The 26,636-nt window shown below is 73.1% G+C and carries 26 protein-coding genes; 12 read left to right on the top strand and 14 right to left on the bottom strand.

The genetic code is table 11. From position 1 onward, the window contains the following. The first annotated feature begins 25 nt into the window (after nucleotides 1-25). Genes ACFW48_RS05320 through ACFW48_RS05305 form a run of 4 tightly spaced genes read left to right on the top strand, consistent with a single transcriptional unit; the run spans nucleotide 26 to nucleotide 2,356 of the window. A complete protein-coding gene (locus tag ACFW48_RS05320) occupies nucleotides 26-613 on the top strand; it encodes a DUF4865 family protein (RefSeq protein ID WP_386310646.1) in 588 nt (195 codons plus the stop codon). Continuing rightward, nucleotides 610-1,518, top strand: coding sequence for a phosphotriesterase (locus ACFW48_RS05315; RefSeq protein ID WP_386310645.1), 909 nt, complete (start codon nucleotides 610-612; stop codon nucleotides 1,516-1,518). The genes ACFW48_RS05320 and ACFW48_RS05315 overlap by 4 nt, the downstream gene beginning before the upstream one ends. Nucleotides 1,519-1,568: 50 nt before the next feature. Beyond that, nucleotides 1,569-1,964, top strand: a complete 396-nt coding sequence (locus ACFW48_RS05310) for a tautomerase family protein (RefSeq protein WP_386310643.1) — start codon at nucleotides 1,569-1,571, stop codon at nucleotides 1,962-1,964. Then, nucleotides 1,958-2,356 carry a VOC family protein gene (locus tag ACFW48_RS05305; protein WP_386310641.1) on the top strand — a complete coding sequence of 133 codons (399 nt, stop codon included), beginning with the start codon at nucleotides 1,958-1,960 and terminating at the stop codon, nucleotides 2,354-2,356. Before ACFW48_RS05310 ends, ACFW48_RS05305 begins: the two co-directional genes overlap by 7 nt. A gap of 28 nt (nucleotides 2,357-2,384) precedes the next feature. Here ACFW48_RS05305 and ACFW48_RS05300 read toward each other — a convergent pair whose 3' ends face one another. Together ACFW48_RS05300 and ACFW48_RS05295 are read right to left on the bottom strand one after the other, a co-directional pair. Continuing rightward, nucleotides 2,385-3,623, bottom strand: coding sequence for an ROK family protein (locus tag ACFW48_RS05300; RefSeq protein ID WP_386310639.1), 1,239 nt, complete (start codon nucleotides 3,621-3,623; stop codon nucleotides 2,385-2,387). A 237-nt stretch (nucleotides 3,624-3,860) separates the two neighbouring features. Continuing rightward, nucleotides 3,861-4,511, bottom strand: a complete 651-nt coding sequence (locus tag ACFW48_RS05295) for an alpha-ketoglutarate-dependent dioxygenase AlkB family protein (protein WP_386310637.1) — start codon at nucleotides 4,509-4,511, stop codon at nucleotides 3,861-3,863. 98 nt (nucleotides 4,512-4,609) lie between these two features. Between ACFW48_RS05295 and ACFW48_RS05290 the strand changes: the two genes are divergently transcribed. Next, on the top strand, nucleotides 4,610-5,743 hold the full coding sequence (locus ACFW48_RS05290) for a methyltransferase (protein WP_386311111.1): 1,134 nt from the start codon (nucleotides 4,610-4,612) through the stop codon (nucleotides 5,741-5,743). 77 nt (nucleotides 5,744-5,820) lie between these two features. Here the strand turns inward: ACFW48_RS05290 and ACFW48_RS05285 are convergent, their stop codons facing one another. Beyond that, nucleotides 5,821-6,681 (bottom strand): ketose-bisphosphate aldolase, encoded by an 861-nt coding sequence (locus ACFW48_RS05285; RefSeq protein WP_386310635.1) that lies wholly within the window; start codon nucleotides 6,679-6,681, stop codon nucleotides 5,821-5,823. 102 nt (nucleotides 6,682-6,783) lie between these two features. Continuing rightward, nucleotides 6,784-7,665 (bottom strand): SIS domain-containing protein, encoded by an 882-nt coding sequence (locus ACFW48_RS05280; RefSeq protein WP_386310633.1) that lies wholly within the window; start codon nucleotides 7,663-7,665, stop codon nucleotides 6,784-6,786. A gap of 164 nt (nucleotides 7,666-7,829) precedes the next feature. Between ACFW48_RS05280 and ACFW48_RS05275 the strand changes: the two genes are divergently transcribed. Beyond that, entirely contained in the window at nucleotides 7,830-8,609 is a 780-nt protein-coding gene (locus ACFW48_RS05275) for a DeoR/GlpR family DNA-binding transcription regulator (protein WP_210959367.1), read from the top strand. A 75-nt stretch (nucleotides 8,610-8,684) separates the two neighbouring features. On the opposite strand, the gene ACFW48_RS05270 is transcribed toward ACFW48_RS05275, so the two are convergent. Beyond that, nucleotides 8,685-9,668: a hypothetical protein gene (locus tag ACFW48_RS05270; protein ID WP_386310631.1), complete on the bottom strand. Its 984-nt coding sequence runs from the start codon at nucleotides 9,666-9,668 to the stop codon at nucleotides 8,685-8,687. Between the two features lie 187 nt (nucleotides 9,669-9,855). Here ACFW48_RS05270 and ACFW48_RS05265 point away from each other — a divergent pair, with 187 nt between their 5' ends. The 3 genes from ACFW48_RS05265 (at nucleotide 9,856) to ACFW48_RS05255 (ending at nucleotide 13,676) form a co-directional block, all read left to right on the top strand. Next, nucleotides 9,856-10,101 (top strand): heavy-metal-associated domain-containing protein, encoded by a 246-nt coding sequence (locus tag ACFW48_RS05265; RefSeq protein ID WP_386310629.1) that lies wholly within the window; start codon nucleotides 9,856-9,858, stop codon nucleotides 10,099-10,101. Between the two features lie 76 nt (nucleotides 10,102-10,177). Beyond that, the gene (locus tag ACFW48_RS05260) at nucleotides 10,178-12,442 is read left to right on the top strand and encodes a heavy metal translocating P-type ATPase (RefSeq protein ID WP_386310628.1); all 2,265 of its coding nucleotides are present in this window, start codon (nucleotides 10,178-10,180) and stop codon (nucleotides 12,440-12,442) included. A gap of 550 nt (nucleotides 12,443-12,992) precedes the next feature. Continuing rightward, nucleotides 12,993-13,676: a phosphatase PAP2 family protein gene (locus tag ACFW48_RS05255; protein ID WP_386310626.1), complete on the top strand. Its 684-nt coding sequence runs from the start codon at nucleotides 12,993-12,995 to the stop codon at nucleotides 13,674-13,676. A gap of 19 nt (nucleotides 13,677-13,695) precedes the next feature. Here ACFW48_RS05255 and ACFW48_RS05250 read toward each other — a convergent pair whose 3' ends face one another. From ACFW48_RS05250 to ACFW48_RS05215, 8 genes are all read right to left on the bottom strand, one after another. Beyond that, on the bottom strand, nucleotides 13,696-14,148 hold the full coding sequence (locus ACFW48_RS05250) for a phospholipase (RefSeq protein WP_386310624.1): 453 nt from the start codon (nucleotides 14,146-14,148) through the stop codon (nucleotides 13,696-13,698). Nucleotides 14,149-14,316: 168 nt separating this feature from the next. Then, nucleotides 14,317-14,910 carry a hypothetical protein gene (locus ACFW48_RS05245; protein ID WP_386310622.1) on the bottom strand — a complete coding sequence of 198 codons (594 nt, stop codon included), beginning with the start codon at nucleotides 14,908-14,910 and terminating at the stop codon, nucleotides 14,317-14,319. Nucleotides 14,911-14,915: 5 nt separating this feature from the next. Further along, entirely contained in the window at nucleotides 14,916-15,776 is an 861-nt protein-coding gene (locus ACFW48_RS05240) for a carbohydrate ABC transporter permease (protein WP_386310620.1), read from the bottom strand. Beyond that, complete coding sequence (locus ACFW48_RS05235) at nucleotides 15,773-16,720, bottom strand: carbohydrate ABC transporter permease (protein WP_386310619.1); 948 nt, start codon at nucleotides 16,718-16,720, stop codon at nucleotides 15,773-15,775. The genes ACFW48_RS05240 and ACFW48_RS05235 overlap by 4 nt, the downstream gene beginning before the upstream one ends. Then, complete coding sequence (locus ACFW48_RS05230; protein ID WP_386310617.1) at nucleotides 16,717-18,000, bottom strand: ABC transporter substrate-binding protein; 1,284 nt, start codon at nucleotides 17,998-18,000, stop codon at nucleotides 16,717-16,719. The genes ACFW48_RS05235 and ACFW48_RS05230 overlap by 4 nt, the downstream gene beginning before the upstream one ends. Nucleotides 18,001-18,088: 88 nt before the next feature. Beyond that, complete coding sequence (locus ACFW48_RS05225) at nucleotides 18,089-18,850, bottom strand: cupin domain-containing protein (RefSeq protein ID WP_386310615.1); 762 nt, start codon at nucleotides 18,848-18,850, stop codon at nucleotides 18,089-18,091. After that, nucleotides 18,844-19,773 carry a PmoA family protein gene (locus tag ACFW48_RS05220; protein ID WP_386310613.1) on the bottom strand — a complete coding sequence of 310 codons (930 nt, stop codon included), beginning with the start codon at nucleotides 19,771-19,773 and terminating at the stop codon, nucleotides 18,844-18,846. Before ACFW48_RS05220 ends, ACFW48_RS05225 begins: the two co-directional genes overlap by 7 nt. Continuing rightward, nucleotides 19,770-20,885 (bottom strand): Gfo/Idh/MocA family protein, encoded by a 1,116-nt coding sequence (locus ACFW48_RS05215; RefSeq protein WP_386310611.1) that lies wholly within the window; start codon nucleotides 20,883-20,885, stop codon nucleotides 19,770-19,772. Before ACFW48_RS05215 ends, ACFW48_RS05220 begins: the two co-directional genes overlap by 4 nt. A 211-nt stretch (nucleotides 20,886-21,096) precedes the next feature. On the opposite strand from ACFW48_RS05215, the gene ACFW48_RS05210 reads away from it, so the two are divergent. The 3 genes from ACFW48_RS05210 to ACFW48_RS05200 all read left to right on the top strand — a co-directional run bounded on the left by ACFW48_RS05210 (nucleotide 21,097) and on the right by ACFW48_RS05200 (nucleotide 24,210). Next, entirely contained in the window at nucleotides 21,097-21,690 is a 594-nt protein-coding gene (locus tag ACFW48_RS05210) for a Dps family protein (protein ID WP_121750497.1), read from the top strand. Nucleotides 21,691-21,804: 114 nt separating this feature from the next. After that, nucleotides 21,805-22,869 (top strand): ABC transporter permease, encoded by a 1,065-nt coding sequence (locus ACFW48_RS05205; RefSeq protein WP_386310609.1) that lies wholly within the window; start codon nucleotides 21,805-21,807, stop codon nucleotides 22,867-22,869. Between the two features lie 138 nt (nucleotides 22,870-23,007). Next, a complete protein-coding gene (locus ACFW48_RS05200) occupies nucleotides 23,008-24,210 on the top strand; it encodes a cysteine desulfurase-like protein (protein ID WP_386310608.1) in 1,203 nt (400 codons plus the stop codon). Between the two features lie 61 nt (nucleotides 24,211-24,271). Here ACFW48_RS05200 and yicI read toward each other — a convergent pair whose 3' ends face one another. After that, nucleotides 24,272-26,542: an alpha-xylosidase gene (gene yicI, locus ACFW48_RS05195; protein ID WP_386310606.1), complete on the bottom strand. Its 2,271-nt coding sequence runs from the start codon at nucleotides 26,540-26,542 to the stop codon at nucleotides 24,272-24,274. Nucleotides 26,543-26,636: the final 94 nt, after the last annotated feature.

The following is a 26,636-nucleotide window of genomic DNA, read 5'->3' as shown; positions in this document are numbered from 1 at the left end:
TCACGCCCGCCCGAGGAGACACCCCGTGCACGCCATGCAGTACGAGTTCACACTGCCCGCCGACTACCCGATGGACGTCATCCGGAAGCGGGTGGCCCGCACCGGGCACCTGCTGGACCGGTGGCCCGGTCTCGGGATCAAGGCGTACCTGATGCGCGAGCGCGGGGTGCACGGCTCTCCGGTCAACCAGTACGCGCCGTTCTATCTGTGGAACACCATGGAGGGCATGAACTCCTTCCTCTGGGAGGGCGCGTTCCAGCGGCCCACCGACGACTTCGGCCGGCCCTCGGTCCGGCAGTGGACGGGCCTGGCCTACGAGGAGGGCGCCGCCGTCCGCTCCCCCGCGCGGACGGCGGTCCGACAGCGGCAGCCGGTGCCGGACGGGGTACCGCTCTCGGAGGTGGCGGCGCAGGCGGTGCGGGAGACCGGACGGCCGGCGGCCGGGGACGGGACGCTGCTCGCGGCGGCGGCCGTGGACACCGGCCGCTGGGAACTCGTCCACTTCTCGCTCCACGCCCAGGACGCGCCGGACAAGGTGGCGGGCGAGGTCTTCCAGGTGCTGCACGTGTCGGCGCCGGAGCGGGACCGGCTGCCCCGGGGGCGTCAGTGGTGAGCACCGTCCGCACGGTCCTCGGAGACGTGTCTCCCGGGGAGTTGGGCATGTGCGATGCCCATGACCATCTGTTCCTCGCCAGCAGAAGGCTGCCCGGCGAGGAGTTGCGGAGCGTCGCGGCGGCGCGCGCGGAGCTCGCCGCGTTCCGGGAGCGGGGCGGTGGGACGGTGGTCCAGTGGACACCGTACGGACTGGGCCGGCGGGCCGCCGACCTGCCGGCGCTGTCCCGGGAGACCGGGGTGCACCTGGTGGCCGCGACGGGCCTGCACCAGGAGGTCCACTACGACGAGGCGACGCTCGCCGAGCTGCGGGGCCGGCCGGCCGACGTCTTCGTCGCCGAACTGACGGAGGGCATCGGCGCCTCGGGCGTCCGCGCGGGGCTCATCAAGGTCGCGGGCGGCTTCCACGCGCTCGACGCGCACGCGCGGTGGACCATGTCGGCAGCGGCCGAGGCGCACCACGCGACGGGGGCTCCCGTCGCCGTGCACCTGGAACTCGGTACCGGCGCCCTGGACGTACTGGAGCTGCTGTGCGGCGAACTGGGGGTGCCGTCGCACCGGGTGATCCTCGGTCACCTCAACCGCTCCCCCGATCCCGCGCTGCACCGGCAGGCCGCCCGGTCGGGGTGCTACCTGGCCTTCGACGGGCCGTCACGGGCCCACCACGCCACTGACTGGCGGATGCCGGACGCCGTGCGGGACCTCGCCGACGCGGGCCACGGCGACCGGCTGCTGCTCGGCGGTGACACGACGACGGCGGCCGCAAGGTCGGTCAACGGCGGCCCGGGGATGCCGTATCTGCTGCGCCGAGTGGTCCCCCGGCTGGCGCTCGCCGTGGGCGAGGAGCTGGCTCGGCGCATCCTCACCGCGAACCCGGCGCGAGCGTTCGCCGTGGAGTGGCGCTGACCGCTGACGTCCGGCCGCGCCGAAGACCTCACCCGACGGGAGACCTCACCATGCCCTTCGTCCGCATCGACGCCCACGGAACCGGCGCCGGCCGCCTCGACGCGCTCGGCCGTGCCGTCCACGAGGCGCTGGTCGACACGCTCGGCATCCCGCACGACGACCGCTTCCAGGTCCTGACCGGTCACGAACGCGCCCACGGCACACTGCGCTACGACGACCATCTCGGCGTACACCGGGACGAGGGCATCGTCTTCGTCGCGATCACGCTGCGGTCGGGGCGGACGACCGAGCGGAAGCAGGCGCTGTACCAGCGGATCGCCGAACTCGCCGAGGCCTACGCGGGCACCGACCCCCGCAACGTCTTCGTCACCCTGACCGAGAACACTTCCGCCGACTGGTCGCTGGGCCACGGGGTCGCCCAGTACGTAGGCTCGGGGCCATGCTGAGACTCGGTATCCCTGTCATCGGCGTCACGGACGTGCCCCGCGCGGTGGCGTTCTGGACGGCTGCTCTGAACCTGGTCGCCACCGAGGAGTGGGAGAGTGAGACGTGGCGCACGCTCGACCACGCCGACGGTTCCGGCCGCGCCCTCGGCCTGATGCGCAGCGAGTCACCGGCCGAGCCGCGCCCCCGTCTCCATCTCGACCTGTTCACGGACACGGCGGAGGAACAGCGGGCGGAGGTGCGGCGGCTGATGGGTCTCGGCGCGCGGGCCGTCGACTGGGACCTCTATCCGCCCGACCCCGACTTCGTCGTCCTGGCCGACCCGGACGGCAACATCTTCTGCGTCGTCGACCTCAGCAACGCGCCGAGCGGCGGCAACCGGCCGACGTCCTGACCCGGCCGGGCCGGACCGGGGGCCCGACTCAGGCCGGCGCCCCCAGCGGGTCGTCCAGGACCGGCTGCCAGGCCAACTCGGCCGCGCCGACCAGGCTGTTGTGGTCCAGGCTGCACGGCAGGATCGGCACGCCTCCGCTCTGGCCCCACAGGCTGCGGTCGGCGACGACCGCGCGCAGGCGCTCGGGGTCGGCGTCCAGGAGCGCGCGGTGGAGTCCGCCGAGGATGATGCGGTCCGGGTTGAGGATGTTGACCAGGCCGGCGAGGCCCAGGCCCAGGCGGTCGATGAGGGTCTGGGTCGCGGCGCGGACGGCCGGGTCGGTGTAGTGGCCGCGGATCAGGTCGATGGACTGCTGGAGCAGGGACACCTCGGGTCCGGGCTCGCGGCCGGCCGCGGTGAGGAAGGCCAGCGGGTCGGTCTCCACGTCCAGGCAGCCGTGGCCGCCGCAGTGGCAGGGGCGGCCCTCGGGGTTGACGGTGAGATGGCCGACCTCCAGGGCGAGACCCGAACTGCCCATGTGCAGGCGGCCGTCGAGGACCAGGGCACCGCCGACCCCGCGGTGGCCGGTGGCCACGCACAGCAGGTCGCGGGCTCCGCGCCCGGCCCCGTGGCGGTGCTCGGCGAGGGCGGCGAGGTTGACGTCGTTCGCGGCGAACGCGGGCCCCTCGATACCGGCGGCGCGCACCTGCTCCGCGAAGATCCGCCGCACGGGTGCGCCCGCCGGCCAGGCCAGGTGGAGCGGGTTCAGCGCCAGGCCCTCCGGTTCGGCCACGGCGGACGGTACGGCGAGGCCCGCGCCGACGCAGCGGCGGCCGGTCTCCCGGAGGAGTTCCGCGCCCGCCTCGACGACGGAGCCGAGCACCTTCGCCGGGTCGGCGTCGACGACCTCGCAGCCGGGCGCGGTGGCGACGATACGGCCGCCGAGGCCGACCAGGGCGGCACGGAATCCGTCGGCGTGGACCTGGGCGGCCAGCGCGACGGGCCCGTCCTCGGCGACCGCGAGGCGGTGCGAGGGGCGGCCCTGCGAACCGGCCGCGGCGCCGGGCCGGGCGTCCACGCGGATCAGGCCGAGCGCCTCCAGTTCGGCGGCGACCGCGCCGGCCGTGGCCCGGGTCACGCCGAGTTCCGCGGTGAGGACGGCCCTGGTGGGGGCGCGTCCGGTGTGCACGAGCTCCAACGCGGGTCCGAGCGCACCGCGCCCCCGGTCCAGCCGCGTCCTCGAGGTGGTCCCTTCCCCCGCCGCCCGGGGGTCCGCCTTGCCGCTCATGAGGGGGAGTCTCCCATGATCCGCGGGGCCGGGGGGCCTAGGGACTGTCTGACAATTCCCGCCTGCCTCGCGACGCCATGCACGCACTCTCGCCGCACCGGGCGCAGAGCCAAGTACATCCAGTACGAGGCTCTACGCCCGGCACTCCCCCAGCCTCCGGCCGGGGGGACCCCCAGAGCACGCACCTGACGCCGCGAGGCCGCCCTTCGGGCGACGACGCGAATTGTCAGACAGGCCCTAGAGGCCACTGACTCTCAGTGTGATGTTCAGTCGTCCGGTGAGCCCCAACTCGGGCGGTGCGGTGCCCGCGTGCACCCGGGGCACCCCGTGGTAGGCGAGCCGGGACGGCCCACCGAAGACGAACAGGTCGCCGCTGCGCAGCTCGACGTCGGTGTAGGGGCGGGCCCGGGTCCCGGGATTGCCGAAGCGGAAGACGCAGGTGTCGCCGAGGCTCAGGGACACCACGGGCGCGTCGGACTTCTCGTCGGCGTCGCGGTGCATGCCCATCCGGGCGTCGGAATCGTAGAAGTTGATCAGTGCGATGTCGTACGGCGCCTCCGCCACCGCTTCGTCGCCGAGCGCGTCGGTCACCGCCCGGCGGGCCAGGTCCCCGAGCCATGCCGGGAAGGGCTTCACCGGCGCGCCGTCACCGTCGACGACGGTGCGGGCGTAGGCGTACGGGTACCAGTGCCACCCGAGGCATACCTGCCTCGCGGTCATGGTTCCGCCGCCGGGAGTGCGGACCGTGCGCAGTCCGGCCGGTGGGCGGGCCCACTCGCGGCAGGCGTGCAGCAGCTCACGCTGCCGCCCGGTGTCCAGCCAGTCCGGCACGTGGACGGCGCCGGGCGCGGTCTCGGCAAGGGCCCTGGGGAACAGCTCGGCGTCCATGTCTCCCATCCTGCCCGCAGCCCCCTTCACTCCGCCCGGCACGGCCTGAGCTGCGGCTCGGCTAGCCTGGACGCACGATGAACGACCGCAGCGACCGTATGACGACTCCATGGGGCGAGCATGTGCCGGCCCGCTTCCCCGAGGACCCGCGCGACCGGCTCCGGGCCTGGGACGCCTCCGACGAGTATCTGCTCGGGCACCTCGCGGAGCAGGACGTCCCGCTGTCCGGCACGGTCGTGGTCGTCGGCGACCGCTGGGGAGCGCTCGTGACGGCGCTGGCGGCGCACCGGCCGGTGCAGATCACCGACTCGCACCTCACGCGGGAGGCGACGCGCGCCAACCTGGAGCGAGCCGGCGTCGAGCCGGGTTCCGTGCGCCTGCTGACCACGCAGGACCCGCCGCCGGACCGTGTCGACGTGCTGCTGGTGCGGGTGCCGAAGAGCCTGGCGCTGCTGGAGGACCAGTTGCTGCGGCTGGCGCCCGCGCTGCACGAGGGCACGGTCGTCGTCGGCACCGGCATGGTCAAGGAGATCCACACCTCGACGCTGAGGCTGTTCGAGCGCATCGTCGGGCCGACCCGGACCTCGTTGGCCGCGAAGAAGGCACGGCTCATCCTCGCCACGCCCGACCCCTCGCTGAAGCGGCCCGCCAACCCCTGGCCCCTCACCTACCGGCTCCCCGACGACGTCGGGCCGCTGTCGGGCCGGCCCGTCGTCAACCACGCCGGTGTCTTCTGCGCCGACCGGCTCGACATCGGCACCCGGTTCTTCCTCCAGCACCTGCCGGACGCCGGCGGCGCCCGTCGGGTGGTGGACCTGGGCTGCGGCAACGGTGTGGTCGGTACGGCGGTGGCGCTGGCCGACCCGGCGGCGGAGGTGCTGTTCACCGACGAGTCCTTCCAGGCGGTGGCCTCGGCGGAGGCGACGTACCAGGCGAACGGGGCGGTGGGACAGGCCGAGTTCCGGGTCGGTGACGGGCTGGCCGGGGTGCCGGACGGCAGCGTCGACCTGGTGCTCAACAACCCGCCCTTCCACTCCCACCAGGCGACGACCGACGCCACGGCGTGGCGGATGTTCACCGGGGCGCGGCGCGTGCTGCGCCCCGGCGGCGAGCTGTGGGTGGTCGGCAACCGGCACCTGGGCTACCACGTCAAGCTGCGGCGCCTGTTCGGCAACAGCCACCTGGTGGCGAGTGACCGGAAGTTCGTGGTGCTGAAGGCCGTCAGGAAGTAGTCCGGTGACGGTCGGCAAGTAGTTCGGTGACGGTCGGCAAGTAGTTCGGTGACGGTCGGCGAGTAGTCCGGTGACGGTCAGGGAGTCGTCCTGGCGACCACCTGGATGATCGTCGCCACCGTCCGCGCCATGGCTTCCCTCCCCACGGTGAGGTAGCCGCGCGAGTCGACCGCTTCGGGGCGGGCGGCGAGGTACTCCCTGATCGCGCCGGTCATGGCGATGTTGAGCGCGGTGCCGACGTTGACCTTGGAGATGCCGTTCGCGACCGCCGCGGCGAGTTCGCCGTCCGGGACTCCGGAGGAGCCGTGCAGGACGAGCGGCACGTCCAGCGCACCCGACAGTTCCTTGAGCAGGTCGTGGTCGAGGGCGGCGGTGCGCGTGGTCATGGCGTGGGAGCTGCCGACGGCGACGGCGAGGGCGTCCACGCCGGAATCGGCGACGAAGGCGCGCGCCTCGGCGGGGTCGGTGCGGGCTCCGGGCGCGTGGGCGTCGAGCGGTGGTGCGCCGTTCTTGCCGCCGACCTCCCCCAACTCCGCCTCGATCCAGAGCCCCTGGGCGTGCGCCCAGTCGGCGGCGGCCCGGGTCGCCGCGAGGTTCTCCGCGTACGGCAGCCGGGAGGCGTCGTACATCACCGAACTGAACCCGGCGTCCGGGGCCTGGCGCAGCAGGCTGTCGTTCTGGACATGGTCGAGGTGCAGGGCGACGGGCACGGCGGCGCCCTCGGCGGCGGCGACGGCCGCGCGGGCCAGCGGCAGCAGGCGGCCGTAACGGTACTTCACGGCGTTCTCGCTGACCTGGAGGACGACGGGCATGTGCACGGACTCGGCGCCCGCGACGACTGCCTCGACGTGTTCCAGGGTGATGACGTTGAAGGCGGCGACGGCGGAGCGCGCGGGCGCGGCGCGGCCGACCAGGTCGCCGGTGGTGGCGAGGGGCACGGTCTCTCCCTTCCCGCGCGTCGGAGCGCGGGTGTCGGGGGTCGGTGTCGGAGGTCGCTGTCGGGGGTCGCTGTCGGGGGTCGGTCGGTGTCGGGGCGGGCGTCAGGGTGCGAGGATCACCGAGCGGGTGAGGTGGCGGGGCCGGTCCGGGTCGAGGCCGCGGGCGGCGGCGACGGCGACCGCGAGGCGCTGGGCGCGGACCAGTTCGGCGAGCGGGTCGAGATCTCCGGGCACCCACAGGGCACCGGTGTCGCGGACCTGGTCGGCCAGCCCCTCCGGGGCCTCGCCGAACATCCAGGTCGCCGTGGAGGCGGTGCTGATGCTGATGGGGCCGTGTCGGTACTCCATGGCCGGGTATGCCTCGGTCCAGGACAGGGAGGCCTCACGCATCTTCAGACCGGCCTCGTTGGCCAGTCCGACGGTCCAGCCCCGGCCCAGGAAGGTGAACTGGTTGCACACGACGAGCCCTTCGGGCAGCTCGGCCGCGAGTGCGGTGCGCGCGTCGGCGACGACCGCGTCCGTGTGCAGGCCCAGGTGGGCGCGGAGCAGGGTGAGGGCGGTCGTCGCGAACCGGGTCTGCACGACCGACCGTTCGTCGGCGAAGTCGAGGACCACCACGTCGTCGGCGGCGGCCATGACGGGCGTGTCCGGGTCGGCGGTGAGCGCGGCGGTGCGCGTGCGGCCCCGCAACTCCGTGAGCAGTTCCAGTACTTCGGTGGTGGTGCCGGAACGGGTGAGGGCTACGACACGGTCGTACGCCCGGCCCCGCGGGAACTCGGAGGCGGCGAAGGCGTCCGTCTCGCCCTGGCCCGCGGCCTCACGCAGCGCCGCCGCCGCCTGGGCCATGAAGTACGAGGTGCCGCATCCGACGATCGCCACCCGCTCCCCCGGCGCCGGAAGCGCCGCCGTGTGCCGTGCCGCCTGCGCGGCGGCGCGCGTCCAGCACTCGGGCTGGCTGTTGAGCTCGTCCTCGACATACGTCATGCCGCACACTCCCCGATCGCTGACCCATGATCATCTGGGTTCGGCCCGATGGCCTTGCTGATTATTCCTGCAAGATATCGCTAGATTTCGAGCACAATCAAGCAATCCGAGGGGAAGAGTGCGGTGCGCTAGGGTCGGCGGAAGATCGAGGAACGGAGGCGCGGATGTCGCGCGACGCCCGCTGGAAGGCGCTGCTGGAGCTGCTCGTCGAGCGCGGCCGGCTGGACGTCGAGGAGGCGGCGACCGAGCTGGAGGTCTCGGCCGCGACGATCCGCCGCGACTTCGACCGGCTCGCCGAGCAGCAGATGCTGGTGCGCACGCGCGGTGGCGCGGTCGTGCACGGGGTGTCGTACGAACTGCCGCTGCGCTACAAGACGGCCCGCCGGGCATCGGAGAAGCAGCGCGTCGCACAGGCGGTCGCCGCCCTGGTGGCACCCGGCGAGGCGGTCGGGCTGACCGGGGGCACGACCACCACCGAGGTGGCGCGCGCCCTGGCCGTGCGCGCCGACCTGGCCTCCGGCACCCCCGCGCTGACCGTGGTCACCAACGCGCTCAACATCGCGAACGAACTGGCCGTCCGGCCGCAGTTCAAGATCGTGGTGACCGGCGGCGTGGCCCGGGCGCAGTCGTACGAGCTGATCGGGCCGCTCGCGGACGGGGTGCTGGGCCAGGTGACCCTCGACGTGGCGGTGCTGGGCGTCGTCGCCTTCGACGTCGCGCACGGCGCCGCGGCCCACGACGAGGCGGAGGCCGCGATCAACCGGCTGCTGTGCGAGCGCGCCGAGCGGGTGGTGGTGGCCGCCGACTCCAGCAAACTGGGCAGGCGGGCGTTCGCCCGGATCTGCGCGGCCGAGTCCGTGGACACGCTGGTCACGGACGGTGCGGCCGACCCGGACCTGGTACGGCAGTTCGAGGAGGCGGGGGTCCGGGTCGTCACGGCCTAGGGCGGACCACGGCCAACGGCCACGACCGCCGTCCGTGGCCGCCAGCGCCCGTGGCCAGTCAGTACCCGTGGCCAGTCAGTGCCCGTGGCCGCCAGTGCCCCGGCCGTCGGTGTGCTCGGTCGGAGCCGTCGGAGCCGAGTCCTGCGCCGCGGGTGCCGATCCGGCCCGTACGGTGAACGCCGCGGTGTGGACCTTGCCCTGGTGCTGGAAGTCCAGGAAGAGGCGGTAGGTGCCGTCGCTGGGCGCGGTGGCCGTGAAGGAGATCTCCGGGCCGGGCTTCGTGGTGCCGTCGCCGGGTTCGCCGTTCGGGTGGACGTGGAGGTAGGCGAGGTCGCCCGAGCGCAGGGCGACCAGGTGCCCGTAGGCACCCAGGTAGGGCTGGAGGTCGTTGACGGGCTCCCCGCCCCTCAAGACCTTCAGCTTCAGCTCGCTCGCCTTGCCGGGGCGCAGGGACCCGGCGAGTTCGACCTGGTAGCCGTCGGCCCGGGCGGTGTCGTCCGGGGCCGGCAGGTTCGCGGGCTCGTAGCGGCCGGAGGCGGCGAGGTCGGCGCCGAGGGTGAGGTTCTCCGCGTTCTTCTTCGCCGGGGTGAAGTCGGCGAAGACGCGGTAGCCGCCCGCGCGAGGCAGGTCGACGGGGGTGCTCCAGGTGCCGTCGGCGGCGCGCGTGGGGTGCAGGTGGCGGTAGGTGACCAGGTCGCGTGAGGCCAGGATGAGGTGGAGTTCCTTGTCGTGCTCGCGCTGGTACGCGGTGACGGCCTCGCCGCTGCCGTCCCGGACGGTGAAGCGCAGCTCGGCGCGCTGACCGGCGGTGACGCGTGGGGTGGCGAGGTCGAGGGAGTAGCCGCTCTCGGAGATCTGCAGCCCGCCGGGCGTGGTGTTCTCGTGCCCCCCGTGACCGCCGCCCTCCTTCGGTTCCGGCGATGGACGGCTGTGCTCGTCGTGGGTCGCGGGCGCCTTCTCCGCAACGACCGGGTCCACTGCCTTGCCGACGCCGTAGGCGGTGCCGAATGTGGCGGCCAGTGCGGCGGCGAACGCGGTGATCCTCACTCCGGTGTGCATGGCGGTCGTCTCCTCGGATTCCGGGTCTCCGGCTCGTGCGGAGGCCTCTCCATGCACTTCACCATACCCCTGGGGGGTACTAAGTCAAGATGAGTGAGGGAGTTGCCCTCGTTACCCCTGGGGGGTATACATGGAACCCGGCAGGGATACCCCAGCCCCGTATCTCCACGACATTCGGGAGGAACCCATGGCTTCGACCGTCACCACCCCCGTCACCCCGCCCGTCCGCACCACCTACGCCGTCGCCGGGATGAGCTGCGGTCACTGCAAGGCGACGCTCACCCGCGTGATCGGTGAGCTGGACGGTGTCACCGGTGTCGACGTCGAGCTCGACACGGGCCGGGTCACCGTCACCGGAACCGCCGAGCCGGACGACGCCGCGCTCGCCGAGGTCGTCGACGAGGCCGGCTACGAGCTGACCGGCCGCGTCTGACCGACCCGCACTCCCCCGCCGCACCGCCGGGACCCGCTCGCCGGGTCCCGGCCGACGCCCCCCATCAGGAGCAGCCATGACCACGAGTACGACCAGCGCACCGGCCGAGGTGGAACTCGCCATCGGCGGCATGACCTGCGCCTCGTGCGCCGCCCGGATCGAGAAGAAGCTCAACCGGATGGACGGGGTCACCGCCACCGTCAACTACGCGACGGAGAAGGCCAAGGTCCACTACGCCGGCGACGTCTCCGTCCCGGAGCTGATCGCCACGGTCGAGGCGACCGGGTACACCGCCCGCGAGCCCGAGCCGGTACGCGCCGAGCCCGCGCCCGGCGCGGAGAGCGCCGAGCCCGCCGACGACCTGCGGCCCCTGCGGGAGCGGCTGGTCACCGCCGTGGTGCTGGCCGTCCCGGTGATCGCGATGGCGATGGTGCCGGCGTTGCAGTTCGAGTACTGGCAGTGGCTGTCGCTGGCCCTGGCGGCGCCGGTGGTGACCTACGCCGCCTGGCCCTTCCACAAGGCCGCCTTCACCAACGCCCGGCACGGCGCGGCCACCATGGACACGCTGATCTCGGTCGGCACGTCGGCGGCGTTCCTGTGGTCGCTGTGGGCGCTGTTCTTCGGCACCGCGGGCACGCCGGGCATGACGCACCCGTTCGAGCTGACCATCGCCCGCACCGACGGCGCCGGGAACATCTATCTGGAGGCCGCCGCCGGGGTGACCGCGTTCATCCTGGCCGGCCGCTACTTCGAGGCCCGTTCCAAGCGCAAGGCCGGCGCCGCGCTCAAGGCCCTGCTGGAACTGGGCGCCAAGGACGTCACCGTACTCGACCCGGACGGCAGCGAACGGACGATTCCCACGGCCGAGTTGGCGGCGGGTGACCGCTTCCTGGTCCGCCCCGGTGAGAAGATCGCCACCGACGGGACGGTCGTGGAAGGCACCTCCGCGGTCGACGCCTCCATGCTCACCGGCGAGTCGGTGCCCGTCGAGGTCGGCGTGGGCGACGGGGTCACCGGCGCCACCCTGAACGCGGGCGGCCGGCTGGTGGTCGAGGCGACCCGGGTCGGCGCGGACACCCAGCTGGCGCGGATGGCGAAGCTGGTCGAGGACGCGCAGAACGGCAAGGCCCAGGCGCAGCGGCTCGCCGACCGCATCTCCGGCGTCTTCGTCCCGGTCGTCATCGCCCTGGCGCTGGCCACCCTCGGCTTCTGGGTCGGCAACGGCTCCGGACTGACCGCCGCGTTCACGGCCGCCGTCGCCGTACTGATCATCGCCTGCCCCTGCGCCCTGGGCCTCGCCACACCGACCGCGCTGATGGTCGGCACCGGGCGCGGCGCCCAGCTCGGCATCCTCATCAAGGGCCCCGAGGTCCTGGAGTCCACCCGCAAGGTCGACACCATCGTCCTCGACAAGACCGGCACCGTCACCACCGGCCGCATGACCCTGCTCGCCGTCCACACCGCCGACGGCACGGCGGAGGCCGAAGTGCTGCGGCTGGCGGGCGCGTTGGAGCACGCGTCGGAGCACCCGATCGCCCGAGCCGTCGCGGACGGAGCCCTGGAGAAGCTGGGCTCGCTGCCCGCCCCCGAGGACTTCGCAGGCGTCCCGGGGCTCGGCGTGCAGGGCGTCGTCGACGGCCACGCCGTCCTCGTCGGCCGCGAACAGCTGCTCGCCGAGTGGGCCATGGCCCTTCCGGAGGACCTGGCCCGGACCAAGGCCGAGGCGGAGACGGCCGGCCGGACCGCGATCGCCGTCGCCTGGGACGGCGAGGCGCGGGCGGTCCTGGAGGTCGCCGACGCGGTGAAGGAGACCAGCGCCGAAGCCATCACCCGGCTGCGTGCCCTGGGTCTGACCCCGGTGCTGCTGACCGGTGACAACCGGGCCGTGGCCGCCTCCGTCGCCCGCGAGGTCGGCATCGACCCCGAGCACGTCATCGCCGAGGTCATGCCCGAGGACAAGGTCGACGTCGTCAAGCGCCTCCAGGGCGAGGGCCGTTCGGTGGCGATGGTCGGTGACGGTGTCAACGACGCCGCCGCGCTCGCCCAGGCCGACCTGGGGCTGGCCATGGGCACGGGCACCGACGCCGCCATCGAGGCCGGCGACCTCACCCTGGTCCGCGGCGATCTGCGCGCCGCCGCCGACGCCATCCGGCTGGCCCGCAAGACGCTGGGCACCATCAAGTCCAACCTCTTCTGGGCCTTCGCCTACAACATCGCCGCCCTGCCGCTCGCCGCGGCCGGACTGCTCAACCCGATGATCGCCGGCGCGGCCATGGCCTTCTCCTCGGTCTTCGTCGTCGGCAACTCCCTGCGCCTGCGGTCCTTCCGCGCCGCGGGCTGACCCACCGCGCAACGCCACCGAGCCGCCGGCCGGCCCCTCCCGGGTCGGCCGGCGGCTCGCGCATGCCTTCGGCGGCTCACGCATGTCTTCAGCGGCTCGCTGGTCACACGGTGCATGCCGACGACGTCCGGCGCGGTCGCCCCCAGGGGCTCCCAGGAGGCTCCCAAGGGGCTGGAGCCGCACACGGTCCGCCCCTCCGCGGCCGGCCGCCGGAACAGACCGCGCACCCGCTTCACGCCCTCGGCCGGTCCGGCCGCCCATGCCTCCGCGTCGTCACCGCCAAGGCGTGTCCGGCCCGTCTGCCGGCCGAGCCGGACGCCCGGGACAGGGGCCGGCCGGTCATCCTCGCGTACGAGACGGGCCTGGCGTCGCCCTCCGGGTGAGTGGCGCCCGCGCTGTCCCCCGGACGGGCCCCGCAGACGCGCGGTGTGCCCGGCGTCGGACCAGGCTGGTGCGGCGACGGATCACGCGCGGTGCGCGGACGGGGGCCCACGGCGTTCCCGGCGCTCCGGGCGCCACCCGGCCCCATCGCCCCGCGGAGCAGGAGCCCATGACCGAACCGACCAACGCCGACGGCGACACCAGCGGGCCGCTCGCTCCGGATCCGGGCCCGGCGCGTCCGCGCGGGCGGGCCCTCACCGCCGTACTCGGTGATCTCCGTGCCGTGGACGGCGCGCTGTACGCGGCGGTGGCCGCCACGTCCACGCCCACGCTCGACCGGACGCTGCGCCGGCTGTCCCACGCCGCCGACCACTCGAAGGTCTCGCTCGGGATCGCCGCCGTGCTCGCCCTGAGTGGTGCGCGGCCGCGCCGGGCGGCCCTCGTCGGGGTGGGCGCGGTCGCCGTGGCCTCGGCCTCCGCGAACCTGCTGGGCAAGCGGCTGGTGCGCAGGGCGCGGCCCGACCGGGAGGCGGCGCGGGTCACGGTGGACCGGTACGTGCCCATGCCCGCCTCGGCGTCGTTCCCGTCCGGTCACACGGCCTCGGCGGTCGCGTTCGCCACGGCGGTCGGCGTGGTCCTGCCCGCGGCCGCCGTCCCGCTCGGCGCGCTGGCGAGCGCCGTCGGGTACGCCCGGGTCCACGTCGGCGTGCACTATCCCGGCGACGTGGCCGCGGGCGCCGTCCTGGGCATCGCCAGTGCGGCCGCCGCGCTCGCGGCAGCGGCGGCCGCTCCGGTACCGGGCCTGCGGTCGGTCTGCCCGGCGGCGCCGGAGTCGTCCTCCGCGCCCGGATAGCGGGCCGCCGCGCGGACCGTCAGCCGAAGGCCCTCACGGCCTGGTAGTACGTCCACGCCGTGCTGTTGCAGGCGGTCTTGGTGGCGCCGCCGTAGCGGGCGCAGACACGCTTGAGGTCCTCGTAGAAGGCGCTGTCGAGGCGGGACTTGTTGGCGCTGAAGGAGCCGGCGGCCTTGTAGTTGCGGTAGCCGAAGTCGTGGCGTGCGCAGGAGGTGCTGAACGGGAAGCCGAACGGGTTGTCCGGCGAGGAGGAGCAGTAGTCGGTGGTCCAGTCGAACCCGTAGGCGGCCCAGGCGGACTGGTTCGCCCGCGCGGCGGTCCAGGCGTTGTAGCTCGACGCGCTGGTCTGGGTCCAGCTCGCGAGTACCCGCGGTTTGTCGGCGGGAGCGGCTTCGGCGGTCGCGGCGGTGCCGAGGACGGCGGTCACGGCCAGGGCCGAGGTGGCGAGTCCGGTGGCGAGTCTGCGGTGCATTCCACACCTCCATGAGGCTGCGACCCGCCCCTCGGGCCGCAGGTTCATGTCAAAATGATGCGCATTTCGACCATCCCTTCACACATCCGTCGCCCTAATGGCCCATTAACTCTTCTGCCCGGCGGGAGATCAGGACGTGAACGCCCGACGCCCCGGTCTCCCCGCCGCTCAACTTCCCTGGGCGCGCCGCACGTCCACGGCCGTGAGCGCCAACGCCAGTGGTCCCGGGGCCAGGAACGCCAGCGGCAGCAGCATCCAGGCGCACAGGGCCGCGGTGGCCACCGCGAGCAGCACCAGGCCGCTGCCGCCCGCGTCCCGTACGGCGTCCCCGGCGGCGGCGCGCACGGCGGCCGGCCAGTCGGTGAGCGACTCGGGGCGGGCGCAGGCCCGCAGTCCCACCAGCGCGGCGCACGCGCCGATCGCGGCGGCCAGTACCGCGAACAGCCGCGCCCCCGGCAGTCCGGCGCCGGCCAGCGCCAGGTCGGCGGCGAACAGCAGCAGCCCGGCCAGGGCGACGGCGCCCGCCGCCAGGTCACCGGCCCGCGTCCGCCGCCGCAGCAGCGCGAAGTACCGCCCCGCGGTGGCGGGCCGGTCCTCCCCCGCGCCCCGCAGGACCGCGCACGCAGTCGACAGCGCGGCGGGCGCGGTCAGCAGGGGCAGACAGGCCACGGCGGTGGCGAGGCCGACGCTCAGCACGTCGGCGAACAGGGTCATGCGCGGGCCGAAGACGTCGCCCGGCTCGCGGGTGCGTGTGCCGCTCACGCCGTTCACCCCTTCAGTCCGGAGCTGGCCATGCCCTCCACCAGGAACCGCTGGAAGGCCAGGAAGAACAGCACGATCGGCAGCAGCGCGATCACCGACATGGCGAACATCGGGCCGAAGGCCGAGGTGCTGGAGGCGTCCACGAACGACCGCAGGGCGAGGGTGAGCGTGAACTTGTCCGGGTCGAACAGGTAGATGAGCTGGGTGAAGAAGTCGTTCCAGGTCCAGATGAAGGTGAAGATGGCCGTGGTGATGAGGGCCGGGCGGGTCAGCGGCAGGACGACGCTGAAGAAGCTCCGGAAGGGGCCGCAGCCGTCGATGCGGGCCGCTTCCTCCAGCTCGCGCGGCAGACCGCGCATGAACTGCACGATGAGGAAGACGAAGAACGCCTCCGTGGCGAGGAACTTGGGCAGGATCAGCGGCCAGTAGGTGTTCACCAGGCCGAGTTGGTTGAAGATGATGTACTGCGGGATCAGCACCGCGTGGTGCGGCAGCATGATCGTCGCGATCATGAAGGCGAACAGCGGGCCGCGCAGGCGGAACCTGAGTCGCGCGAAGGCGTAGGCGGCGAGCGAGCAGCTGAGGACGTTGCCGAGGACGGCGCCGCCCGCGATCAGCAGCGAGTTGCCGAGCAGCCGCCACACCGACACGTCGTTCACGCCCTCCAGGGCGGTGGAGTAGTTGGACCACTCCAGGCTGCCGGGCAGCAGGTCGAGGCTCGCGATGACCTCGTCGGCGGGCTTGAGCGAGGTGGCGAGCAGCCAGGCCAGCGGGTACAGCATGACCAGCAGGGCGGCCAGGCAGCCGGCGTGCAGCGCGACGCGGCGCCACCGGACGGGCTTGCGTGCGACGGTGAGCGAGGTCATCGGTCCCCCTCGGAGGCGTAGAAGACCCAGGAGCGCGACGTGCGGAACAGCACCGCCGTGACGGCGCCGATGGCGAGCAGCAGTACCCAGGCCATGGCGGAGGCGTAGCCCATGTGGGAGGCGACGAAGCCGCGGTCGTAGAGGTAGAGGGTGTAGACGAGGGTGGAGTCGGCGGGCCCGCCCTTGCCCGCGCTGACGGCGAAGGCGGGGGTGAAGACCTGGAAGGCCTGGATGGTCTGGAGCATGAGGTTGAAGAAGATCACCGGGGACAGCATCGGGAGCGTGACGGACACGAACTGCCGCCACTTCCCGGCCCCGTCCACGGCCGCCGCCTCGTACAGCTCGGCGGGGATCTGCTGGAGGCCGGCGAGGAAGATGACCATCGGGGCGCCGAACTGCCACACCGTCAGCAGGGCCACGGCCAGCAGCGACCAGCCGGGCCGGTTCACCCAGCCGCCGGTGCCGAGCAGGTTGTCCACCGTGCCGCCGTCGTTGAAGATCGCCCGCCAGACCAGGGCGATGGACATCGACGCGCCCAGCAGCGAGGGCGCGTAGAAGGCGGAGCGGTAGAAGGCCTTGCCGCGCTTGACGGACTTCAGCGCGAGGGCGACGAGGAGGGCGAGGGCGAGTTGCAGGGGGACGGCGAGGGCGACGTAGAGCAGGGTCGTGCGGACCGAGCGCCAGTAGCGCGGGTCCTCGGTGAACATCTGCGTGTAGTTGCGCAGGCCCACCCAGCGCGGTGGGTCGAAGAGGTTGTAATCGGTGAAGGACAGGTACAGGGAGACCGCCATGGGCAGCAGCGTGAGGACGATCGCGCCGAGCACCCAGGGTGAGAGGAACACCCAGGCGGCGCCCTCGCGCCGACCCCTGCGGCGGCGCCTGGGGGCGGTCTCGGCGGAGCGGGCTCGGCGGGTGGTGGCCGCGGGGACGTCGGTGGTGGTCATGACCTCAGCTCCGCCTTCGCCTCGGTGAGGTAGTTCTCCGCCGCCTCGCGCGGCGACATGCGTTCGTAGGAGACCTGGTCGTAGTCGCGCGCGAAGGTGGTCTGCAGGGCGTTGTCCCCCGACGGCGGGGCCTGCGGCGGGTCCCCCAGCGAGCCCTCCAGGGAGTCCTGGAAGTCGGCGATCGTGCGGTCGAAGCCGGTCAGCCGCGGCCCGGTCCGCGCGCGGACGGCCTCGTTGACCGGGATGCCGCGGGTGGCTCCGAGAATGTCCCCCGCCCCGGGGTCGTTGATCATGAAGTCGACGAGCCGGGCCGCCGCCTCGGCGTGCGGGGTGTTGGCGGAGACGCCGAGGAACATCGACGGCTTGAAGTACTGGCCGGGTGTGCCGTCCTCGCCGGAGGGCATCGGGGCCAGCGCGATGCCGCTCTCCACGAGCGCGGTGTAACCGCTGGCCGGGGCGTCCCAGTTGAAGTCGGAGACGGCCTTGCCGCGTCCGAGCGGGGTGTTCTCGACGGCGCCGTCGAGCTGGGTGGTCTGTTCGGCGGGCGAGACGGCGCCCTCGCGGCGCAGGGTGTCGGTGAAGGTCCACCAGCGGGTCAGGTCGTCGGCCGTGAAGCCCAGGCCGCCGTCCTCGGTGTAGAGGGACTTGCCCTGTCCGCGCAGCCAGACCTCGAAGGCGTCCTCGCTCTGGCCCGGGTCGCCCGCGCCGGGTCTGCCGGTCCGCTCGGCCAGCGCCCGCATGGCGTCGGCCCACTCGCTCCAGGTCCATCCCTCGCGCGGCAGCGGCACCCCTGACGCCTTCCACGCGGCGACGTCGTGGACGAGCGTCTCGGTGCCGCGGCCCTGCGGTATCGCGTACTGGGTGCCGTCCACCCGGCCGGTGGCGAGCAGCCCTCCGTCGATGCCGGAGGTGCGCAGGGTGTCCCGCTGTTCCGCGAGGTCGAGCAGGACGCCGCCGGAGGCGTACTGGTCGATCTGGCGGTAGTCGAGCTGCATCACGTCGGGGGCGTCGCCGCCGGCGGCCTGGGTGGCGAGCTTCTGCTTGTAGGCGTCGTAGCCGGAGAACGACGTCCGCACCTGGATGTCCGGGTGCCGTTCCTCGAACAGGGCGACGGCCCGCTCGGTGCGTTCCGCGCGGTCGGGGTTGCCCCACCATGTGTAGCGCAGCACGACCTTGCCGCCGTCGGCCGACTCTCCCGAGCCCCCGCAGCCGGCCAGCAGCGCGCACAGCGCGAGCGCCGCGGCCGACAGGCGGAATCCTCTCGTCCGGTGTCCGGGCATGCCGAGGTCACCTCTTCCTCTCCTCGGTCCGTTGCGTGCCCCCCTGCCTCCCCTTGCCCCCCTGCCCCCTGCTGCCTCGCTGCGTGCGCTACTCCCCCTGGTACGGCAGCGTCGTCCCCGGCAGCGCGTACTCGTCGCGCCGGCCGCACATGCCGTAACCGCCGTGCCGGGTGGGCGCGGCCCCGTACGCGGTGGCGTCGGCGAGGTACGCCGGACCGCCGTCGATGAGCGCGTCGAGCTGGGCGCCGGTGCGCTCGGCGGTGGCCAGCGCGCCGGCCCGCCACAGCTCCCGCCAGCCGGGCACCTTGTCGCGCACCAGGTGGGCGGCGGCCCGCTGGAACTCCCGGTACGGGCCGGCGTCGCCGGCGACGAGGGCCTCGCGCAGGACGAGGTAACCCTCGACGGCGAGGTCCCTGCGGCGCCGCGCCGCGGCCTCCGTCTCCGGCCCGGCGCCGGGCGGAAGCGCGGCCGCGGCGGCGTACGCGTCGGGGTCGGCCAGTACCTCGGGCGGGAAGGTGAAGACGGCGTCGCCGGCCTCGGGCAGGCCGCTGTTCTGCATCAGCACCGTGATGCGCAGGTCACCGCCCTGCACCATGCGGTGCACGGTGCCCGGCGTGAACCAGGCGAGTGAGCCGGGCTCCAGCGGAATGTCCCGGTAGCCGTCGGGACTCAGCGTCTGCACCGCGCCGCGCCCGCCGGTGACGACGTACGCCTCCGTGCACACCAGGTGCAGATGCGGGCTGCCGCCGCACACGCCGTCGGCGGCGGCCCAGTCGTAGGCGCTCAGGTGGGACAGGCCCACCGCGCCGGGCAGGGGGTGGGGAAGTACGGGCTTGGAGTCGATCACCACGGCAGCCCCTTCAGGTACGTCCCGACGCGGTCTCCGTCCCAGGCGCCGTCGGCGACCACGATGCGGTAGCGGTAGGCGAAGGACTCGCCCCCGGGCAGCTCGAACTCCTCGAAGAACGCCCAGGAGAACGCCACCGTCGGGATCGGCTCGGCCCGCACGAACCAGTGGGAGGGATGGACGGCGGTCCTCTCGTCGAGGTTCTCGGGCGCGTGCGCGAAGACGAGTGTGGAGTGGGCGTCGACGTCGTCGTGCTCGGTGGTGAAGGCGAGCCACGGGCCCTGGGTGCCCATCAGCCCGGCGGCGTCCGCGTCGGTGCCCGGCGCGAAGGCGGTGCCGCCGGTGAAGTCGCGGGGGCCGCGCCACTGGAGGCCGGTGTAGCCGGCCATCTCGCGGCCGGCGGTGGTCGGGGAGCCGAACGCCAGCGGCTCGGCGCGGGTGTTGGTGAGGCGGATCGACCAGTCCAGGACCCAGGCGCCCGCCGCCTCGTCGACCGAGTGGACGGTCAGTCCGCGCTCCTCGCGGGCCCACTCGGCGCCGCCGTTCTCGATCCAGGTGAGGTTCTCGGTGATCGTGAGCCGGTCGTCCTCGACCCCGAAGCCGGGGAAGCCGTCGTGCCGCATCGAGCCGACGCGCTCGGGCAGGGGCAGGTAGCCCTCGCCGTGGACGTAGCAGTTGCCGCCCCAGAAGTTCTGGCCGGAGAGGTGACTCGCCGTCATCTGCAGGCCCTTGTGCCAGCGGTGGTCGCTGGGGCGGTACCCGGTCACCGGGCGACCGGCGAGGGTGCGCACCGGGTGGGCGTAGGGCTTGCGGGACTCGAAGGCCTCGGGGTCGGGGCGGTAGACGTAGCGGAGGATCTCGGTGCCGTTCGCCGCGGTGACGGCGACGTGGTCGCCGTGGGTGTGGCTGACGCTCAGGGTGCTCATGCGCGCTCCTCGGGTGCCCAGTCGGGGTGGTCGCCGTGCATGGCCGAGTGGAAGGGGTCGCCGGGTACGATCTCGCCCGCGACGACGGGCCGTCCGGTGAACGCCGCCTTGTACAGGGCGGCGGCGAACTCCAGCGTGGCGCGCGCGTCCCGACCACTGCCGGGGGGCCGCTCGCCCGCGTCCCAGGCGTCCAGCACCGCGCCGAGCTGCGCGGTGTGGGAGCTGGGCACGTCCGCCGCCGGAGAGCGCCAGGCGGCGACCCGTTCCGGGGCGACGTGCCGGGCCGGGGTGTAGGTCCAGTCGTCGTTGCGGTGCCCGTAGAGGTGGGTCAGCTCCACGGTCGCGTCGGCGCAGTCGACGCGGACGCGGCTCACCTCGTCCGGGGAGAGCACGCTGTTGACGACGGTGGCGAGGGCACCGTTCTCGAACCGCACCAGGGCGGTGGAGACGTCCTCGCTCTCGGTGTCGTGGACCAGGCGCGTCGCCATGGCACGCACCTCCGCCCAGGGGCCGAGCAGGTGCAGCAGCAGGTCGTACTGGTGGATGCCGTGGCCCATGGTCGGGCCGCCGCCCTCGGTGGACCAGCGTCCGCGCCACGGCACCGCGTAGTAGGCGGCGTCGCGGTGCCAGGTGGTCTGGCAGTGGGCGACCAGCGGGGCACCCAGCTCGCCGCTCGCGATCAGGTCGCGGGCGTGCGCGGCGCCGGAGCCGTGCCGGTGCTGGAAGACCACGGAGGCGTACGCGCCGGACGCCTCCTCGGCGGCGGCGATGTCGTCGTACTCGGCGAGGGAGAGGCACAGCGGCTTCTCGCACAGCACCCAGGCGCCGGCCTTGAGCGCGGCGACCGTCTGCTCCCGGTGCAGGGACGGCGGCGTACCGATGAGCACCAGGTCGGGGCGTACGGCGTCCAGCATGGCGCCCGTCGACGTGTACCCGGCGACGTCGCCGCCCGCCTGAGCCCGGAAGGCGTCGAGCCGGGCCGGGTCCACGTCCACGGCGGCCACCAGTTCCGCGCGGTCGGCGTGGGCTCTGAGGGCGGGCAGGTGGCTGCCGGTGACGATGGCACCGGTACCGACCACGGCGACCCGGCGGCGGGCGGGACGTGGGGACATGCGGTCCTCCTCGGACGCCGGCGCACGACAGGCACGCGCGCGCCGTTAGAAAGCGCTTGCACTGCGGCAGACCCTAAGCGGAAGGCGAATGTCCGGACAACCCCCCAGCGTTTGCGGCCTCGGCACCCGGCTGGTCGACTGTCGCGGGGGGTCCGGAGCCGGTCGCACCGCGCCGGCACGGTCTTCAGTCCTCTCCCGAAGGAGTTCAGGCGTGAGCAACCCGAAGTCGTCGTCCGTGGAGCACCGGTCCGACGGCAGCCAGCCCTGGCTGCACCAGAAGGGCCGCACCATCCAGGAGTTCGGCACCGTCAAGCAGTTTCCCGTGGCGCTGACCATGGAGACCCGCCTCTACTCCTGTCAGCGGCTCAACAAGGTCCTGGCGGACACCCGGATCCTGCACGACCTGTACAAGAAGTACCACTGGCTCATGCGCGGGGCGACGTTCTACCAACTGCACCTGCTGCTGGACAAGCACGCGGGCGAGCAGCTGGAGCTGATCGACACCATCGCCGAGCGCGTCCAGACGCTCGGCGGCGTCGCGATCGGCGACCCCCGGCACGTCGCCGAGATCACCACCGTGCCGCGTCCGCCGGACGGGGTGGAGGAGGTGCCGTCGATGCTCTCGCGGCTCCTGGAGGCGCACGAACTGATCCTGGCCGACTGCCACGACGCCGCCGGCCGCACTCAGGAACTCGGCGACGACGGCACCAACGACCTCCTCGTCTCCGAGGTCGTGCGCACCAACGAACTGCAGGCGTGGTTCGTGGCGGAGCATCTGGTGGACACCCCGCTGGTGCACGCCTGAGCCCGTTCCACGCGACCTCCGCGGCCCCACGAGGGGGCGCCGTCACGCTCCGTGCACCCCCGGGCGACGGCGCTCTTGATGCCCCTTCGTCCCGGCTGTGAAAGCGTCCGGGACATGGCCCACATGTCCCACGGCGCCCACGCCCAGCCTCCGACGCGCGGTCAGCGGTGGTCCACGTTCCGGCAGTCGCCGTTCTGGCCGGCCACCGTACTTGTGCTGATCCTCGCGGCGGCGGCGGGCCTCTTCGCGGGTTCGTACACCTACTCGATGGCGGACCCGACGCCGCACTCGATCCCCACGGCAGTGGTCGGTTCGTACGAGGAGGCCCGTGGCCAGACCTTTCTGGACGGCCTGGAGAAGGCGCTGAACGCCTCGGTCAAGGTCCACCCCTACGGGAGCGAGGCCGAGGCCCGGGAGGCGATGCAGGACCAAGAGGTCTTCGCGATCTTCGAGCTGCGCGACGACGGACGGACCGCCGTGCTCGACCTCTCCAGCGCGTCGGGGGCCTCCGTCGCGCAGGTGCTGGGCGACACGGCACCGGTCGTGGGGCAGAAGACCGGCGTCGAGGTCACCGTCCGTGACGTCAACCCCCTCCAGGAGGGCGACCCGCGCGGACTGGCGATCTTCTACATCTCCCTGGCCGCGGTGATCATCGGCTTCGTCGGGGCGATCCAGCTGAGCGTGCACGCGCGCTCACTGACTCCCTTCGAACGCATCCTCTTCACGGCCGCCTACGCGCTGCTGGGCGGGTTCGCCATCGCCGCGACGGTGGACTGGCTGCTGGACGCGCTCGACCTGCCGTTCGTCGAGTCGTGGCTGATCCTCGCCCTCACGATGTTCGCGTCCGGCATGGTCTTCACCATGTTCAACACCCTGTTCGGACGTTGGGCGATGCTGCCGACCTGGGGCCTGATGGTGCTCCTCGGCAATCCCTCCTCCGGCGGGGCGGTGTCCTGGCCGCTGCTGCCGTCCCCGCTGGGGGCGATCGGCCAGTGGCTGCCGCCGGGGGCCTCGGTCAACGCCCAGCACACGGCGGTGTACTTCCAGGGCCACCAGCACGCGTTCCCGTTCCTGGTGCTGGGCGGGTGGGCGCTGCTGTCCTGCGCGGTCTTCTGGATCTGGCGGCACCGTCACCCCGGCGGCCGTGAGAAGCAGCCGGCGCACGCCGCGGACTCCTGAGCCGCCCGGGCCCGTTCGTACCCGTCCGCACCCACCCGTACCCGTCACCGCCGCCCCCCGTCCGTCACGCGCGCCTGTTCCGATCGCCGGCCTGATGCGATCATGTGGCGGGAGTTTCCGCCTTCGGTTGGAGTGCACATGGCCCTCGACGTCGACGCGATCCGCGCGCAGATACCCGCCCTGAAGTCCGGCTCCGCCCGCTTCGACGCCCCGGGCGGCACCCAGACCCCGCAGCCCGTCATCGACGCCATCGGCGAGGCGCTGGCCAATCCGCTGGCCAACCGGGGCCGGACGACCGAGGGCGAGCGCAACGCGGACGGCATCGTCGCGGACGCCCGGAGCGCACTGGCCGACCTGCTGGGCACCGAGCCGCGGGGCGTCGTCCTCGGCCGCAGCGCCACACAGCTCGCCTACGACCTGTCCCGGACGCTCGCCAAGACGTGGGGTCCTGGCGACGAGGTGGTCGTCACCCGCCTCGACCACGACTCCAACATCCGGCCCTGGGCACAGGCTGCCGAGGCGGCCGGCGCGAGCGTGCGCTGGGCGGACTTCGACCCGGCCACCGGGGAACTGCTTCCCGAGCACATCGAGGCGGTGCTCTCCCCGCGCACCCGGCTGGTCGCGGTGACGGCCGCGTCCAACCTCATCGGCACCATGCCCGACCTGCCGGCCGTCGCCCGCCTCGTGCACGGCGTCGGTGCGCTGCTCCACGTCGACGCGGTGCACTACGCCTCGCACGCCGTCGTCGACCCGGCGGCACTCGGCGCGGACACGCTGGTGTGCTCGCCGTACAAGTTCCTGGGTCCGCACCTGGGGGTGCTGGCGGCCCGGCCCGAGTTCCTGGAGACTCTGCGCCCGGACAAGCTGCTGCCCTCCAGCGACGCCGTCCCCGAGCGCTTCGAGCTGGGGACGCTGCCGTACGAGCTGCTGGCCGGTGCCCGGGCCGCGGTGGACTTCCTCGCGGGCCTGGAGCCGGACGCGCGGGGCAGCCGCCGGGACCGGCTCGTCGCCTCCTTCGCGGCGCTGGAGGCCCACGAGGACGCGCTGCGCGAGCGGATCGAGCGCGGGCTGGCGGACGTCGACGGGATCACCGTGTACTCGCGGGCCGCGCGGCGCACGCCGACCCTGCTGTTCACCGTGGCGGGCCTGCGCCCGGCCGACGTCTACCGGCAGTTGGCCGAGCGGATGGTGGACGCGCCCGCCGGCTCCTTCTACGCGGTGGAGGCCTCGCGCAGGCTGAGGCTGGGTGACGAGGGCGGCGTACGGGTCGGGCTCGCGCCGTACAGCAGCGCGGACGACGTGGACCGGCTGCTGACGGCACTGGCCGGCCTCGACCGCTGACTGCCTCGGCCACTCATTGCCTCGGCCGGCCTCGACCGCTGACGGCGCTGGCCGGCGGGCCTCACCCCAGCGGCACGCTCACCTCCCCGGTGCCCTCCGCGCTCGCCCCGCCGGCGACGCGCACGGTGAACGGGCGGTCGGTGCCGCTCGCGGTGACCCGCAGGACGTCCCCGTCGCGCCGCACGCGGAACGTCGCGGCGGGCGTGCCCAGCAGGTCGGGCACGGTGACCTCGGCCGCGTAGTCGGGCCCGGCGGGCGGGTGGACCAGCAGGGCCGGGGTGTCCAGCCAGTCACCGTCGGGGCGGCGGTCGTCGGAGGCCAGCGGCAGGACGGCGCCCTCGCGGACGTACAGCGGCAGGCTGTCGTAGCCGTGCCGTTCGGTGCGCCAGGCGGGGCCGGTGACGCGCTCGCCGCTCAGGAGGTGGGTCCAGGTGCCCTCGGGGAGGTACACCTCGACCTCGCCGTCCTCGGTGAAGACCGGGGCGACCAGGAGGTCGGGGCCGAGCATGTACTGGCGGTCCAGCGGGCGGCAGCCCGGGTCGTGCGGGTACTCCAGGACCATCGGCCGCATCATCGGCACGCCGGTGCGGTGGGCCTCGGCGGCGACGCCGTACAGGTAGGGCATCAGGCGGTGCTTGAGGAGGGTGAAGCTCCGGGCGACGTCGACCGCCTCGTCGCCGAACTCCCACGGCACCCGGTACGACGAGGAGCCGTGCAGGCGGCTGTGCGAGGAGAGCAGGCCGAAGGCCAGCCAGCGCTTGAAGACGGCCGGGTCGGGGGTGCCCTCGAAGCCGCCGATGTCGTGGCTCCAGAAGCCGAAGCCGCTCAGGGACAGGGACAGGCCGCCCCGGAGCGACTCGGCCATCGCCTCGAAGGACGACCAGCAGTCGCCGCCCCAGTGGACGGGGTACTGCTGGCCGCCCGCGGTCGCGGAGCGGGCGAAGAGGACGGCCTCACCCTGTCCGCGCTCCTTTTCGAGGAGTTCGAAGACGGTCCGGTTGAACAGGTGCGTGTAGTAGTTGTGCATGCGCTCCGGGTCGGAGCCGTCGTGCCAGACGACGTCGGTGGGGACGCGCTCGCCGAAGTCGGTCTTGAAGCAGTCCACGCCCTGGTCGAGCAGCGGCTTGAGCTTTCCGGCGTACCAGTCGCAAGCGGCGGGGCTGGTGAAGTCGACCAGGCCCATGCCCGCCTGCCACAGGTCCCACTGCCAGATGTCGCCGTCCGGCCGGCGCACCAGGTGGCCGAGGGCGGCGGCCTCGTCGAAGAGGGGGGACTTCTGGGCGATGTAGGGGTTGATCCAGGCGCTGACCTTCAGCCCCTTGGCCTTGAGCCGGGCGAGCATGCCGTCCGGGTCGGGGAAGACGTCCGGGTCCCACTGGAAGTCGCACCACTGGTACTCGCGCATCCAGAAGCAGTCGAAGTGGAAGACGGACAGCGGGATGCCCCGCTCGGCCATGCCGTCGACGAACCTCGTCACCGTCTCCTCGTCGTAGGACGTGGTGAAGGACGTGGTGAGCCACAGGCCGAAGGACCAGGCGGGTGGGAGGGCGGGGCGGCCGGTGAGGGCGGTGTAGCGGGTGAGGACGTCCTTGGGGGTGGGGCCGGCGACGACGTAGTACTCCAGCGTCTGGTCCTCGACGCTGAACTGCACCTGGCCGACGGACTCGGAACCGACCTCGAAGGAGACGGCGCCGGGGTGGTTGACGAAGACGCCGTAGCCGCGTGAGGAGAGGTAGAACGGGATGTTCTTGTAGGCCTGTTCGCTGCTGGTGCCGCCGTCGGCCTGCCACATGTCGACGACCTGGCCGTTCTTCACGAACGGGGTGAAGCGCTCGCCGAGGCCGTAGATCTGCTCACCGACTCCGAGCGCGAGCCGGCCCAGCATGTGGTGGCCGCCGTCGCCGGTGGTGGCGAACGCGGTGCTCTTGGCGTCGGCGCGGGTCAGTTCGCGTCCGTCCGCGTCGTGGAAGGTGAGGCCCCAGGGGCCCTCGCGGTCCAGGCGGAGGGACAGCGGGCCGCTGGTCAGCTCGGTGACCGTGCCGTCCTGGTGTACCGCGCCGGCGTCGTCCGCCGCGCCCGTGAGGGCGAAGTCGGGGCCAGGCCGGCGCTTTCCGGCGTGGTGGGTGACACGGACGCCGATGACGCCCTCGGCGGGAGAGAAGCACTCGACCGTGAGGAGCGGCGCGTTGAGCGTGTCACCCCTCCGCGTCACCTTCTTCACGGCGGCATGCGAGGTGAAGCGCTTCGATTCGGGACGCACATCGCGTACTTCAGTGGCGTACGAGAGATGCACGCCCTCGCGGATGAGCCAGAAGCCGTCGGTGAACTTCATGATCTTCCTCGGGTGGGGCGGGAGCTGTCGGATGGGAGCACGGGGGCCGTCTCACAGCATTTTGATCGTACACAAAACAAATCCGCGCACGGAG

The sequence above is a fragment of the Streptomyces sp. NPDC058812 genome (assembly GCF_042744565.1).
Taxonomy (GTDB): Bacteria; Actinomycetota; Actinomycetes; order Streptomycetales; family Streptomycetaceae; genus Streptomyces; species Streptomyces thinghirensis.
The sequence above is the reverse complement of the archived record's forward strand: the minus strand, read 5'-3'. Positions and strand labels throughout refer to the sequence as shown.

What these genes read in the sequence shown, in the direction of transcription:
- ACFW48_RS05200 (WP_386310608.1), top strand. Translation starts at nt 23,008, where the DNA reads ATGGCCCTCGACGTCGACGCGATCCGCGCGCAGATACCCGCCCTGAAG.
- ACFW48_RS05220 (WP_386310613.1), bottom strand. Translation starts at nt 19,773, where the DNA reads ATGAGCACCCTGAGCGTCAGCCACACCCACGGCGACCACGTCGCCGTC.
- yicI (WP_386310606.1), bottom strand. Translation starts at nt 26,542, where the DNA reads ATGAAGTTCACCGACGGCTTCTGGCTCATCCGCGAGGGCGTGCATCTC.
- ACFW48_RS05255 (WP_386310626.1), top strand. Translation starts at nt 12,993, where the DNA reads ATGACCGAACCGACCAACGCCGACGGCGACACCAGCGGGCCGCTCGCT.
- ACFW48_RS05230 (WP_386310617.1), bottom strand. Translation starts at nt 18,000, where the DNA reads ATGCCCGGACACCGGACGAGAGGATTCCGCCTGTCGGCCGCGGCGCTC.
- ACFW48_RS05300 (WP_386310639.1), bottom strand. Translation starts at nt 3,623, where the DNA reads ATGAGCGGCAAGGCGGACCCCCGGGCGGCGGGGGAAGGGACCACCTCG.
- ACFW48_RS05215 (WP_386310611.1), bottom strand. Translation starts at nt 20,885, where the DNA reads ATGTCCCCACGTCCCGCCCGCCGCCGGGTCGCCGTGGTCGGTACCGGT.
- ACFW48_RS05250 (WP_386310624.1), bottom strand. Translation starts at nt 14,148, where the DNA reads ATGCACCGCAGACTCGCCACCGGACTCGCCACCTCGGCCCTGGCCGTG.
- ACFW48_RS05205 (WP_386310609.1), top strand. Translation starts at nt 21,805, where the DNA reads ATGGCCCACATGTCCCACGGCGCCCACGCCCAGCCTCCGACGCGCGGT.
- ACFW48_RS05305 (WP_386310641.1), top strand. Translation starts at nt 1,958, where the DNA reads ATGCTGAGACTCGGTATCCCTGTCATCGGCGTCACGGACGTGCCCCGC.
- ACFW48_RS05265 (WP_386310629.1), top strand. Translation starts at nt 9,856, where the DNA reads ATGGCTTCGACCGTCACCACCCCCGTCACCCCGCCCGTCCGCACCACC.
- ACFW48_RS05310 (WP_386310643.1), top strand. Translation starts at nt 1,569, where the DNA reads ATGCCCTTCGTCCGCATCGACGCCCACGGAACCGGCGCCGGCCGCCTC.
- ACFW48_RS05295 (WP_386310637.1), bottom strand. Translation starts at nt 4,511, where the DNA reads ATGGACGCCGAGCTGTTCCCCAGGGCCCTTGCCGAGACCGCGCCCGGC.
- ACFW48_RS05235 (WP_386310619.1), bottom strand. Translation starts at nt 16,720, where the DNA reads ATGACCACCACCGACGTCCCCGCGGCCACCACCCGCCGAGCCCGCTCC.
- ACFW48_RS05270 (WP_386310631.1), bottom strand. Translation starts at nt 9,668, where the DNA reads ATGCACACCGGAGTGAGGATCACCGCGTTCGCCGCCGCACTGGCCGCC.
- ACFW48_RS05290 (WP_386311111.1), top strand. Translation starts at nt 4,610, where the DNA reads ATGACGACTCCATGGGGCGAGCATGTGCCGGCCCGCTTCCCCGAGGAC.
- ACFW48_RS05260 (WP_386310628.1), top strand. Translation starts at nt 10,178, where the DNA reads ATGACCACGAGTACGACCAGCGCACCGGCCGAGGTGGAACTCGCCATC.
- ACFW48_RS05275 (WP_210959367.1), top strand. Translation starts at nt 7,830, where the DNA reads ATGTCGCGCGACGCCCGCTGGAAGGCGCTGCTGGAGCTGCTCGTCGAG.
- ACFW48_RS05240 (WP_386310620.1), bottom strand. Translation starts at nt 15,776, where the DNA reads ATGACCTCGCTCACCGTCGCACGCAAGCCCGTCCGGTGGCGCCGCGTC.
- ACFW48_RS05280 (WP_386310633.1), bottom strand. Translation starts at nt 7,665, where the DNA reads ATGACGTATGTCGAGGACGAGCTCAACAGCCAGCCCGAGTGCTGGACG.